Origin of the sequence: Vibrio wakamikoensis (genome assembly GCF_050337275.1) — a bacterium.
Taxonomy (GTDB): domain Bacteria; phylum Pseudomonadota; class Gammaproteobacteria; order Enterobacterales; family Vibrionaceae; genus Vibrio; species Vibrio chaetopteri.
Window position 1 is genome coordinate 44,841 of sequence record NZ_JAKJST010000012.1, and the last position, 12,576, is coordinate 57,416.

The 12,576-nt window shown below is 47.4% G+C and carries 12 protein-coding genes; 8 read left to right on the forward strand and 4 right to left on the reverse strand.

Going from position 1 to position 12,576, the window contains the following annotated elements; genetic code table 11:
• Positions 1-108: 108 nt before the first annotated feature.
• Positions 109-903, reverse strand: coding sequence for an ABC transporter permease (locus tag L4C42_RS00930; protein WP_429759283.1), 795 nt, complete (start codon positions 901-903; stop codon positions 109-111).
• A gap of 428 nt (positions 904-1,331) precedes the next feature.
• Here L4C42_RS00930 and torE point away from each other — a divergent pair, with 428 nt between their 5' ends.
• The 4 genes from torE (at position 1,332) to L4C42_RS00950 (ending at position 7,076) form a co-directional block, all read left to right on the forward strand.
• The gene (torE, locus tag L4C42_RS00935; protein WP_042499363.1) at positions 1,332-1,508 is read left to right on the forward strand and encodes a trimethylamine N-oxide reductase system protein TorE; all 177 of its coding nucleotides are present in this window, start codon (positions 1,332-1,334) and stop codon (positions 1,506-1,508) included.
• Between the two features lie 42 nt (positions 1,509-1,550).
• On the forward strand, positions 1,551-2,732 hold the full coding sequence (gene torC / locus L4C42_RS00940; protein WP_353498392.1) for a pentaheme c-type cytochrome TorC: 1,182 nt from the start codon (positions 1,551-1,553) through the stop codon (positions 2,730-2,732).
• 23 nt (positions 2,733-2,755) lie between these two features.
• Entirely contained in the window at positions 2,756-5,218 is a 2,463-nt protein-coding gene (gene torA / locus L4C42_RS00945) for a trimethylamine-N-oxide reductase TorA (protein WP_353498393.1), read from the forward strand.
• Positions 5,219-5,321: 103 nt separating this feature from the next.
• A complete protein-coding gene (locus L4C42_RS00950; RefSeq protein ID WP_353498394.1) occupies positions 5,322-7,076 on the forward strand; it encodes a glycoside hydrolase family 36 protein in 1,755 nt (584 codons plus the stop codon).
• 9 nt (positions 7,077-7,085) lie between these two features.
• Here L4C42_RS00950 and L4C42_RS00955 read toward each other — a convergent pair whose 3' ends face one another.
• Positions 7,086-8,315, reverse strand: coding sequence for a putative manganese transporter (locus tag L4C42_RS00955; protein ID WP_418641573.1), 1,230 nt, complete (start codon positions 8,313-8,315; stop codon positions 7,086-7,088).
• 220 nt (positions 8,316-8,535) lie between these two features.
• On the opposite strand from L4C42_RS00955, the gene L4C42_RS00960 reads away from it, so the two are divergent.
• From L4C42_RS00960 to L4C42_RS00970, 3 genes are all read left to right on the forward strand, one after another.
• Positions 8,536-9,441: a manganese-dependent inorganic pyrophosphatase gene (locus L4C42_RS00960; protein ID WP_353498396.1), complete on the forward strand. Its 906-nt coding sequence runs from the start codon at positions 8,536-8,538 to the stop codon at positions 9,439-9,441.
• A 130-nt stretch (positions 9,442-9,571) separates the two neighbouring features.
• Entirely contained in the window at positions 9,572-9,958 is a 387-nt protein-coding gene (locus L4C42_RS00965) for a DUF2750 domain-containing protein (RefSeq protein ID WP_042499372.1), read from the forward strand.
• A gap of 101 nt (positions 9,959-10,059) precedes the next feature.
• The gene (locus L4C42_RS00970) at positions 10,060-10,593 is read left to right on the forward strand and encodes a phosphatase PAP2 family protein (protein ID WP_353498397.1); all 534 of its coding nucleotides are present in this window, start codon (positions 10,060-10,062) and stop codon (positions 10,591-10,593) included.
• A 67-nt stretch (positions 10,594-10,660) separates the two neighbouring features.
• Here L4C42_RS00970 and L4C42_RS00975 read toward each other — a convergent pair whose 3' ends face one another.
• Together L4C42_RS00975 and efpL are read right to left on the reverse strand one after the other, a co-directional pair.
• Positions 10,661-10,978 (reverse strand): HI1450 family dsDNA-mimic protein, encoded by a 318-nt coding sequence (locus L4C42_RS00975; protein ID WP_429758961.1) that lies wholly within the window; start codon positions 10,976-10,978, stop codon positions 10,661-10,663.
• 3 nt (positions 10,979-10,981) lie between these two features.
• Positions 10,982-11,548: an elongation factor P-like protein EfpL gene (efpL, locus tag L4C42_RS00980; protein ID WP_042499378.1), complete on the reverse strand. Its 567-nt coding sequence runs from the start codon at positions 11,546-11,548 to the stop codon at positions 10,982-10,984.
• A gap of 160 nt (positions 11,549-11,708) precedes the next feature.
• Between efpL and L4C42_RS00985 the strand changes: the two genes are divergently transcribed.
• Positions 11,709-12,488: a nucleotidyltransferase domain-containing protein gene (locus L4C42_RS00985; RefSeq protein WP_429758963.1), complete on the forward strand. Its 780-nt coding sequence runs from the start codon at positions 11,709-11,711 to the stop codon at positions 12,486-12,488.
• The last annotated feature ends 88 nt before the right edge of the window (positions 12,489-12,576 follow it).

Sequence of the window (12,576 nt, forward strand, 5' to 3'; positions counted from 1 at the left end):
TTACAGGCATGTATATTGATAAATAGCGTAACTTCAGAGACTTGGTTATCCACATATCCTGTGGATAACCTGGTTCAAACTTAGTGAGTAACCGCGAAAAGTGCTGAATTAGCCACTTGTTTGAGGACGAATTTTTGGCTTCCCAGAGGCATCGAATCCTCGATAGACCACAAGGTTTAAGCAGACGACGATAGAAATACTCATCATGACCCAAATAGCCATCATAATGACCAGCTGATACTTCACAGCTACGACCGGACTCGCACCGCCTAAAATTTGACCAGTCATCATCCCTGGCAGTGAGACCAGTCCAGTTGTGGCCATTGTAGCCAGAATAGGCGCTAGGGATTTCTGAAGCGAAACTCGGACAAAAGGCAATGTGGCGATAGAAATCGGCGCCCCAAGTGCGATGGAGGCTTGATACTCGCTCCAACGGTTTTCTAACGCGCTGTAGAAGTTCTGAAGCGCAACAATGTTCCCTCCTAAGCTATTACCAAGCAGCATGCCGGATAAAGGTATCGCGTATTGCGCGCTATAGAATGGGTCTGGTTGTACAGTGACAAGGCAAAGCAATGCCAGAATTGGGAACAGCCCAATACACAGTGCAAATACCAAAAAGCTGACAACCGGCCGTTTTGGTAGTTTTGACTTTGCGGCTATCGCGTTAGCACCGACGATAATCATCACCAGCAACCACACCAAGTTGACGGCAAAGCTATCTAAGTAAAACAAATATTCAAGATAGAGCCCCACCAGAGCTAACTGGATTGCCATTCGAATAAGCCCAACAGTGGCATCTTTTCCTATTTCTAGCTTGTAGTAGTTGTTGATGGTGTAGGGGATGAGCAAGGTGGTAGCGAATAGCGCGATCTGCCACCAACTGATATCAATAACTTGCTGCATGTCATGCTCTGTATCTGGGGAAGTTAGTGTCAAAAGTGTACCCAAATTGGCCTCATCATTCACGTGGTTTAAATACGCCTGGAGTAACAAAAAAACAACAAACGACGTGCTGTTGGGGAGGGGGACAGGCTAAAAAAGTTGGTGGAGTTATTGGTAAGAATGTGTAAATGTTGTGGTTATGTAGCTATATTTACATGTGGGTAACAGTATTAATCTGTCATATCTGTTCATAACTTTACACATCAATCTTTAATTAAATACAACTCGGGATGAACTCAAAAAACTGTTGATTAACAAGGGATGAGAGGACGGAATTGATTGAACCTTACTCCTAGTATGGTTTAGCATTTTCCCATAGATGTTTTAAATAATTGAGTGTCCTTCGTGGAATACTCGTGGACTGGACAACATACAAGATAGGCAAATGTATGAGTGATGTTAACAAAGTAGAAAGTGCGGAAAAGCACGGGATGGAGTGGAAGTCGTTTTTCTTTATCTGTGCCGTATTTTTCCCTCTGTTGAGTGTGGCTATCGTTGGTGGCTACGGATTTATCGTTTGGATGCTCCAAATGTTCGTTTTCGGCCCTCCAGGCGTGCATGGCTAATTTGTAGCCAAACCCGTTCAACAAGTTTCAAGAGAGTTAGTCATGAAATCCTTTTTAATTAAACTTTGGCGCACCATCAGCCGCCCTGCAGTTCACATCAGCCTTGGTGTGCTAACCGCGGGTGGTTTCGTTGCTGGTGTGGTTTTCTGGGGTGGTTTTAACACCGCGCTTGAAGCAACTAACACAGAAGAGTTCTGTATCAGCTGTCACACCATGCGTGATAATGTATACGTCGAGCTTCAAGAAACCGTTCACTGGAAAAACCACTCAGGTGTTCGTGCCACTTGTCCTGATTGCCACGTTCCACATAACTGGACAGATAAAATTGCACGTAAAATGCAGGCTTCAAAAGAAGTATTTGCACAGGTTTTTGGCGATTTAGATACCCCAGAAAAATTCGAAGCGCGTCGTCTAGAGCTAGCGCGCCATGAATGGGACCGTTTCTCTGCCAACAAATCTCTAGAGTGTAAAAACTGTCACAACTATGAGTCTATGGACTTTGAGCAAATGTCTCCGACTGCTCGCATTCAAATGAAGTCAGCGGCTGAGCGTGATCAAAGCTGTGTAGACTGCCATAAAGGTATTGCACACAACCTGCCTAAAGATATGGCAGCGGCAAGTGGTATTGTTGGTGACCTAGAGCAAGTAGCAAGCAGCACGTCTTACTCGAAAGGTCAGAGCGTAGTGTCTATTCGTCACCTACCACTTTACACCGATGAAACAGGTTCAACGGAAGCGGGTCTACTTAGCCCTGCAAGTAAAGTTGAAATCTTGGATGTTAAAGGTGACATGATCAAAGTTGAAATCGATGGCTGGCGTAAAGCGAAAGGCTTTGGCCGCGTGATTCAAGAAGACTTTGGTAAGAACATCTCAACAGCCATTCTTTCTCGTGAAGTGTCACAAGGCGCTGACGTGAATGTGGGCGAGAAGAAAGAAGACGAGCTAACGGGTCTTCCTTGGGAAGAAGTTGCCGTTGACTTATGGATGAAACAAGAGTCTATGGTGACTGACTTCACTCCAATTTGGAACGCAGCTGGTGAAGCGTATCAAACCAACTGTTCTACTTGTCATACACAACCTGACGTTGCGCACTTCAGTGCAAACGGCTGGGTAGGCATGCTAGACGGTATGATCGCGTTTGTGAACTTCGACACTGATACAGAAGCACTTGTTCTGAAGTATCTACAGAAGCACTCTTCAGATTACTCTGAAGGCCACCACTAATAAACGTCAATTGGAGTTAAAAAATGGCAATTACAAGAAGAAGCTTCCTTAAAGGCGTGGCGGGTTCGAGTGCAGCAACACTGATAGGTCCGAGCCTACTGGCGTCAGCGACTGCAAGCGCTGCAGAAACAGACGGCACTTGGAAAGTATCTGGTTCACACTGGGGCGCGTTTCGCGCCCGAGTGTGGGGCGGCAAAGTTCAAGAGATCAAACCGCTAGAAGTGGATAAATACCCAACAGACATGTTGAACGGTATTAAAGGCATTATTTACAGCCCATCTCGTGTTCGTTACCCAATGGTTCGCCTTGATTGGCTGAAGAAGCACAAGTACGCACCTGAGACGCGCGGTAACAACCGTTTTGTGCGTGTGACTTGGGATGAAGCGCTAGATTTGTTCTACCGTGAACTTGAGCGCGTGCAAAAAGACTACGGTCCTTATGCTCTGCACACAGGTCAAACAGGTTGGCGTCAAACCGGCCAAATGCACAGCTGTACTAACCATATGATGCGTGCAATGGGTCTACACGGTTACTCAGTTAAGAAAGTAGGTGACTACTCAACAGGTGCGGGTCAAACCATCCTGCCATACGTGTTAGGCTCGACGGAAGTTTACGCTCAAGGTACATCTTGGGAGCTTATCCTAAAGAACAGTGACAACATCATTCTTTGGGCAAACGACCCAGTGAAAAACCTTCAAGTTGGTTGGACATGTGAAACGCATGAGTCGTTTGCATACCTAGAGCAGCTTAAAGAGAAAGTCGCTAAAAAAGAAATCAACGTTATCTCGGTTGACCCTGTTAAAAATAAAACGCAGCGTTACCTAGAAAACGACCACATGTATGTAAACCCACAAACTGACGTAGCCTTTATGCTAGGTCTGGCTCACGTGCTGTACAACGAAGATCTATACGATAAGAAATTCATCGAAACGTATTGCCTAGGTTTTGATGATTTCATTAAGTATGTTCAAGGTGAAACCAAAGATCGCGTGGAGAAGACGCCTGAATGGGCTGCTGAGATTTGTGGTGTACCCGCTGACAAGATCCGCGAGTTTGCTCGTATGCTGGTTAACGGTCGTACGCAAATCCTGTTCGGCTGGTGTGTTCAGCGTCAAGAACACGGTGAGCAACCATACTGGATGGGTGCAGTACTGGCTTCAATGATTGGTCAAATCGGTCTGCCAGGTGGCGGTGTGTCTTATGGCCACCACTATTCAGGTATTGGTGTTCCTTCAACAGGGTTTGCGGCTCCAGGCTCGTTCCCGTTGAACATCGATCAAGGCCAAACACCTAAGTACACCAACCAAGATTACAAAGGCTACAGCCGCGTAATCCCAGTTGCTCGTTGGGTGGACAGCCTTTTAGAGCCAGGTAAGAAGATCAACTCAAATGGTTCGGTTGTGACCCTGCCTGACATCAAGATGATGGTATTTAGTGGTAATAACCCTTGGCATCACCACCAAGATCGCAACCGCATGAAGAAAGCGTTCCGCAGCCTTCATACTGTTGTGGCGATTGATTTTGCTTGGACTGCAACGTGCCGCCACTCTGACATCGTGCTACCAGCATGTACTCAGTGGGAACGTAACGATATTGACGGTTACGGTGCGTACTCAGGCCGTGGTCTGATTGCGATGCATAAGCTTGTCGACCCGCTATTCCAGTCTAAGACTGACTTCCAAATCATGACGGAACTTACTCGTCGTTGGGGGCGCTCTGAAGACTACACGCGTGGCATGACAGAAATGGAGTGGGTGAAATCACTTTACGACAACTGTAAAGAAGCCAACAAAGGTAAGTTTGAACTTCCAGAGTTTGCTGAGTTCTGGGAAAAAGGCTTCCTAGACTTCGGTACAGGTAAACCTTGGGTTCGTCACGCAGATTTCCGTGAAGATCCAGAGATCAATGCATTGGGTACACCATCTGGCTTTATCGAGATCACGAGCCGTACTATCGGCAACATGAACTACGAACACTGCCAAGAGCACCCAATGTGGTTTGAAAAGTCAGAACGTTCGCATGGCGGTCCTGGCTCTGAAAAACACCCGTACTGGCTACAATCTTGCCACCCGGACAAGCGTCTGCACTCACAGATGTGTGAATCAGAAGAGTTCCGTGCGACTTACACTGTACAAGGTCGCGAGCCGATTTACATCAACCCAACAGATGCTAAAGCCAAAGGCATCAAAGATGGCGATGTGGTTCGCGTATTTAACGACCGCGGTCAACTACTGGCAGGTGCGGTTGTAACAGACAGCTTTGCTTCAGGCGTGGTTCGTATTGAAGAGGGCGCATGGTATGGTCCACTTAACGAGAAAATTGGCGCATTGGATACCTATGGCGATCCAAACACCCTGACGCAAGATATCCCATCGTCGGAGCTTGCGCAGGCAACGTCAGCGAACACTTGTTTGGTGGACTTTGAGAAGTTTGTAGGCAAACTTCCACCAGTGACCTCGTTCGGCGGCCCGATCGAAGTGGTATAATGCAGGTAAGTGCTAACTAGTACACAAAACCCATCGGAAACGATGGGTTTTTTTATACCTGACAATATACTCATTAGGTAACCTATTTAATTGTTGAGTAACAATGACTGAGTATATTTCTGTTTTACCAGAGCTCGATGCTTTGGCGATCAATCCCGACATTGAGATCAAGTTAGAAGGCTCTGAGTTAACGTGTCACTATCGCAGCGTTTTTCCGCGCGCCTTGCCTTCTCAAACGGCGTTACTGCGTTTTGAAAACCAAGTAGAAACAGGCGCTCAACTGCTTGGTGATGGGTTTCAGATGCTCTGCCAGACGGCTGGCTCACCGACAGCTTTAGTGGATGTCGGCCGCTGTCCTGACAATAACGCCAGTTATCGGCTCTATCCGCAGGATGCACCTAAACGCTTTTACAACTACCTAGTTGTGGAGCAGTCAACCGGCTTTCAATTGTACGGTTTCACATCCTGCCATCGCTTTGCCGGCTACTTTGAGCTTGATCAGACACATCACGGCATTGATGTGGTGGCTTACATCGACGGCGAAGAGAGCGAACCACAGTTTTGGGAGACCAATCAACTAGAATCGCTTGTTGTGATCCATGGGAGCAGTTTAGAAAGTGTCTATGAGCGGTATGCTCAGCACATTGCCAACCATCACCCGGCTCGAAGTGGTGTCACGCAGTCGAGCCCAATCGGATGGTGTTCGTGGTATGCCTACTATGCCGAAGTCACTAAACAAAATGTCATCGACAACACGCAAATCATGACAGAGCAGCTTAATGACTTACAGTGGGTATTGCTCGATGATGGCTATCAAGCTTTTATGGGAGATTGGCTAACGCCTTCTGATAAGTTCGAGGGTGGAGTGAAATCGCTCATTGCGGAGATCCGAGCTCAAGGCAGAAAGCCTGCCATTTGGCTAGCGCCGTTTATTGCTCAAGCGGAATCAGAGATTTTCCAGCAGCATCCAGAGTGGTTTTTGAAACACCCATCTGGTGAGCTTTTGAAAGCGGAAGACATCACCTATGGCGGTTGGCGCTGCACACCTTGGTATATTTTGGATGCGACACATCCAGAGGTGCAAGCACATTTAACTCGTGTTGTTAAAGTGATGCGCGAAGAATGGGGCGTAGAGCTTTTCAAACTTGATGCAAACTACTGGGGCACTCTAAAAGGCGTGCGTCATCAAAGAGGGGCGACGGGTATTGAAGCTTATCGTCTTGGGATGGCAGCGATCAACGAAGGGGCTGGCGATGCGCTTGTACTCGGCTGTAACGCGCCAATGTGGCCTTCTCTTGGGCTAGTCGATGCGATGCGAGTGTCCGATGATGTTGAGCGACATGTAGAGCGTTTTGAGCAAATCGCGAAAGAGACGTTCTATCGCAGTTGGCAACATCAGCGCTTGTGGCTCATTGACCCAGATTGCGCTACGTTCACGTCACTGCCGAATCAAGGAGCAGACCGCAGCGCGTATGAGTTTCATCGTAACGTGCTTTTAGCGGCGGGTGGTTTGCTGCTCTCTGGTGATCCTCTGCCTGAGCTAACGCCTTTTGCCGAGGAAACGTTGGCACGGCTGATCGCTCGTCAGCATCAAACCAGTCGCGCCTCAGTCTTTAGCTCGTTGACCCTTAATCATGCCACGCTTAAGTTGTCCGAAGAAAGACGCTTGCATAGCCTATTTCATTACAATGATGTGGTCAGTGAGTACACCCTAACTACCGAGTTTCCAAGTGATTGGTACGATTTTTGGACTGGTGAGAAGCTCAACCAAGAGCCTGCTCAGATACAGATCGTCCCTATAAACCAAGGACTCAGTAGTCGAGCGGTCGTATCAATCGTTCACTTGCCGGTGGCGTAAAGGGCGCGGTTAGACTTCAAACAGCCAATAGTACCCATATCCTACGATGAGCGCTGGTAGCGCAGAGTAAAAGGTCGCTACCAGTGCTGCTTTAGGCGCCAGCGCAATTGCTGGGAACAAAGCATCTCCATCATTAGAAAGTGCATTCGATATCTGTGCAGACATTGGCACAACACCGCCAAGATATAAGCTGGTCACCAGTATTTGTGGACCACAACCTGGAAGCAAGCCCACGAGCATACCGATCAGCGGCATGTAAACGCCGTATCCTGATAGTGAACTCGCCATATCGATCTTGGCGAAGTGAATCGATAATTCGAAAGCGAGAAATGCTACGATCACCCAAGCGCTGACAAAGTGCGTATCTTGCGCTGCTTTTTGCATTGGGTGTGAGGCAGGGCGTTTGTCATCTTCAGCTACAGCACTTTGATAATCCTTAATCTCTTTGGTAAATGCCCACAGAAACATCATCACGACGGCGAGCACCGCACCGATCCATTCAATCGTGCCCTCTGGGAGACTGAAAACCGCATTGACGTCAACTTGAAATGACATAGCGAAGGCAATCGCAACGGTTGGGACGATGAGCCAAGTCCAAAATAGCCCTTGTAGATTGATTGCTCTGTGCTGCAAAGGGTTCGCTGCGTTTTGCGAGCAACAATCAGCGCTTGCTGCCAGACTATTGACTATATTACTCATTTTGCTGTCTGGATTAGGTCTTAGGAAGTCGTCGGCGTGAATGCGATTGACGATTAAACCTGTGATGGCTCCGACAACAACGCCAAGCGCCATCATTCCAAGTCCAACACTTGGCTGACTGGCTATCAATAAGAACGCGGCATCACCCATAGTGGCAGTCAGTACGGCAACAACAGAGCCAAACCCCACGCGGCCAGCAACAAACTGGGTGGTGACGATGATGGCGCCTCCACAGCCTGGAAGGACGCCGAGCATTGAAGATATCAATACCTGGTAGGTGGGTGATTGATGGTAAAGCGCCACCATTCGGTGCTGACTTGACATCATGCGGGCGACTTGGCGGTAGATGACTAAGGTGAAAGCAACATACGTCGATACTGCCCAAAATGCATCCGCGAGGGCATTCATCGTAACGTCACGCGTTGCGCTTGTGATGAGCAACAGTGTCAGAGCGATCGGGAGAATCAAGCGTTTATACTTAGGCTTGAATTGGTCAACGCTGAGGACATTGACGACAGTAGAGTTTGTCATGTGAAGCATAACTTTCACCGATAGTAAATGCGAATTATTCTCAATTGTATACTGATGATAGTAATTCTCAATGGCATTTGTGTATTTTATTTACCTTCTATGAAGGGGAAAGAATCCCGCTAATCGCACATCAACCGATGACAAATCGAGAAAATCAGGTAAAGTATCGCCCCTGTGAGAGTAATACAGGCGAACTCGCCTGAATGATCAGAATTAGTTAGGAAGCAAAATGATTTTAGTTGTCGGTCATAAAAACCCAGATAGTGATAGCATTTGTGGTGCACTTGTTGCCGCAGAACTTCTAAAGGCTCGTGGTCTTGAAGCGACGCCAGTTCGTCAAGGCGAGATTAACCGTGAGACGCAACACATTCTTGCAACAGCAGGCGTTGACCAACCAGAACTACGCACAAGCGTTGCTGGTGAAAAAGTTTGGCTAGTAGACTACACAGATCTAGCGCAAGCACCAGACGATATCAACGAAGCAGAAATCCTAGGTATTGTTGACCACCACCGTCTAGGTGATGTGATGACAGTAAACCCTCTTGAAGCTTGGATCTGGCCTGTAGGTTGTACTTGTACCATCCTATTTAACCTATTCAAGATGGAGCAAGCAGAAATCACTCGCCCACTAGCGGTTCTAATGATGTCTGCAATCCTATCTGACACAGTAGGCTTCGCATCTCCAACTTGTACTCAAAAAGACAAAGATGCGGTTCTAGAGCTAGCACAAATCGCTGGTGTTGAAGATCTAGACGCGTTCATCAAAGATCTACTGATCGCTAAAACAAACATTGAAGGTCTATCTGCTGCTGAACTAGTAGAAAAAGACCTTAAAGCGTACCCATTCAATGGTCGTGATGTGGTTGTTGGTCAGGTTGAGCTTGCGACACTTGAGCAAGTTGATGGCATGATCGAAGCACTAGAAGCTGACCTAGCTCGCCGCTGCGAAGAAGAAGGTCTGGCTTTCGCTGCAGTGATGCTAACTGACATCACAACCGCTCAAACTCGTCTAATCTCCAAAGGTGAATGGGCTGAGAAACTGATTAAGCATGAGAAAGACGGCATGCTTATGATGGAAAATACACTAAGCCGTAAGAAGCAAGGCTGGCCTTGGCTGCAAAACGAGCTAGTGTAACTTTTCACTAAGTCTTACAAAGCCCTAGTTACCGTGACTAAACGTCATAGGTGCTGGGGCTTTTTAATTCCGCTATTCTAAAGTTAAACTTAACCTTTAGAGCTACAAATAATCAAAAAGGTGCGCTGCAATGGCATTAGAACAACATCAAATTGATGAGATTTCTCGTTACGATGAAGAGAAGAGACTGAAGTACAGTGTAAAAACCATGGTGCAAGAACGTCAAATCTGGATCCTGACTGACGAACACGGCTGCGTGATGCTCAACACAGAAGATGAAGATTGCGTGCCTGTATGGCCGAATCAAGAGTTTGCGGAGCAATGGGCGACGGGCGAATGGGATAACTGCAAAGCCGAAGCGATTTCACTGAACAAGTGGCACAGTCGCTGGACGTATGGCTTAGAAGACGATGAGCTTGCCGTGGTTGTATTTCCGAATCAAAACGAGGAAGGCGTGGTGCTATTCCCAGACGAGTTTGACTTTGAGTTAAAAAAACAGGCGAGTAAAACGCGCTGAAAACTGGCACCAATAAAGCGTAATCAGGCACTTCACACAGTAGGCAGAAAAACAAACATAAGGTAGACTTATCATCCCTTTACTTCTGCTTACTGTTTGTTATGTCGCGACTTTTTTTACTTATCTCTAGTTTAGTATTTACTTCCTTTAGTCATGCTTCCAACAAAGAAGCGTGGGACACGTTCAGCGACATTGGGGCTTATGGCCTTGTGGGACTGGCCGCAGCAATGCCCGCCTATCAAAAAGATTGGGAAGGGGTTTGGCAAGCTGGCCTGAGTATCGGTTCCGCTTCTGCGATTGGTCTGATTGGCAAACATACCATTGACGCGCCGCGTCCAGACGGCAGCGACAACAAAAGCTTCCCTTCGAATCACACCGCGAACGCCTTCGCATCCGCAACAACCCTTTATATCCGTCAAGGATGGCAAGTCGGTCTGCCTGCCTATGGTATGGCAGCCATGGTAGGGGTAGGACGCGTGCAAGCAGACAAACACTATTGGCGAGACGTAGCGGCGGGTGCTGCCCTTGGCGTTTTGACGGGCTGGGTATTCACCGACAAGTTAGATGAAAACCTTCAGGTGATTCCTTATGCAAGCTCGCGTTCGGCAGGAGTGTCATTGACGTACGTTTGGTAACACTGCACTGTGATAGCAGCCAATAAAAAGCCCAGCATTGCTGGGCTTTAAGCGATGTGTGGTAGCGTTAGTCACGCTTCCAAAGAATATGGCAGAACTTATTGTCAGGATCACGGCTTACGAGCAAGCGCGCAAACACATCATCTAAGACATCGTTTTCTTCGTTCACAAGACCAATGCGGACTTCTGCATAGCTCTCATCAACGTCAAAGCCAACGTGCTCCACCCAATCTGCGCCAGTTTCAACAATCTCCGCTGCACCGCGGTCATCGAATTGCGCAGTGAAAAGGATAACGTCGGCTGCTTCCAGATTATCTGGTGCCATCTCTAGGAAGATMTCGTATGCCGCTTCAATCACGTCATCGTATGAAATCAGTTCTGACATAACTTACGCTCGGTTCATGTATTTGCGTTCTGCAGTGTTGATCACTACGCGGTCACCCTGTGCGATGTACTCAGGTACTTGCACTGTCAGGCCTGTTGATAGACGAGCTGGCTTAGTTCGAGCAGACGCTGAAGCCCCTTTGATTGAAGGGTCAGTTTCTTCGATCACTAGCTCAACAGACGATGGTAGCTCAAGGCCAACCGCACTGCCGTTCACTAGGATAACTTGAACACCTTGTGTGTCTTCGTTGATGAACAGCAGGTCATCTTCGATGTCATCGTGCTTGAACGTGAACTGGCTGTAGTCTTCGTTATCCATGAAGATGTACTCATCACCATCAACGTAAGAGAAAGTCACGTTGCGCTTGTTCATTTCTACCGTTTCAAGCGTGTCATCTGATTTGAAACGCTCATCAACTCTAGAGCCTGTTGCCAAATCCGTACAACGTAGCTTGTAGATCTTTGCGCCGCCACGGCCACCAGGAGTGGTGACTTCGATATCTTTGATTAGCAACGTTTTGCCATTTGACTCAATCGCAAAACCTTTTTTAAGCTCACTTGCCTTAGGCATGGAATATTTCCTTCGTTTTTTTGTTTAGACAGTCAATTATACGTTCGAAATCTAGGTTTGCTCAAGAAGGGAATGACGTCTCAAGCACGACAATTCAACGTTGAATCCCAAAATCGGCAATCGTAGAATAGGGGAACAATCAAATAGGCCAAGTAACGACGTGCAAACCCAAGTATCAACCCAATCGCCAATACACCATTCGATTCCTCAGCCAAGCTATGTACCGGTCATCGAAGATCTGATAGCGTGCTTAAAATCGGGACTGAAAGAGAGCCTGCATAGCGTTTATGTCTATGGGTCAGTGGCGAATGGCACCGCGATACCAAACGTATCGAATCTTGATGTGGTGTTGGTCACTCATGCGCCTTTCTCGGCGAGCCAAAAGTCATTGTTTAACTCGATTAACTGGCGATTTCAAAAAGACTTTCCTTTTGTAAAAGGGCTGGCCATTCGTACCGCTCTAGTGAGTGAAGTGGCGTCACTTTCTGCGTTGTTTACTTGGGGCTTTTTACTCAAGCAGTGCTGCACCAATGTCTATGGTGAGGATTTGTCAGAGTGCTTTGGTGATTACGTGCCGAGCTGGGAAATTGCCAAGCAGTGGAATATGGATATTGAGCAAAGCGCTGCATTGCTTAGAAAAGAAGTTGCTTTGGCTGAAGATGCGCAGTCGCAAGCCGATGCTCAGCGCAGGTTAGCGAAAAAGCTACTCAGAGCAGCCTACGGTTTGGTGCTTCATAGAACCAAGCGCTGGTTAGATGATCCTCTAGAAAGTGGTAGGGCATTTCTCGAGTTCTACCCACAGCGCGAGCAAACCGTTGAGCGCCTCGGTATTTTGCTTGGCGGACGGGTAATACCAAAACGCTCAGTTGTTGGCCTTGCGGATGACTTCGCTCCCTGGCTTGTCAAAGAGTATCAGAAGACCGAGTTTAAGATTGGTTGAATGAGCACTATCATTTGGATAAATGTATCGGAAGACAATAAAGTTTGTCACTTCTGCTCTGTCAGTTCACTTGGCAGAGATTTATGTG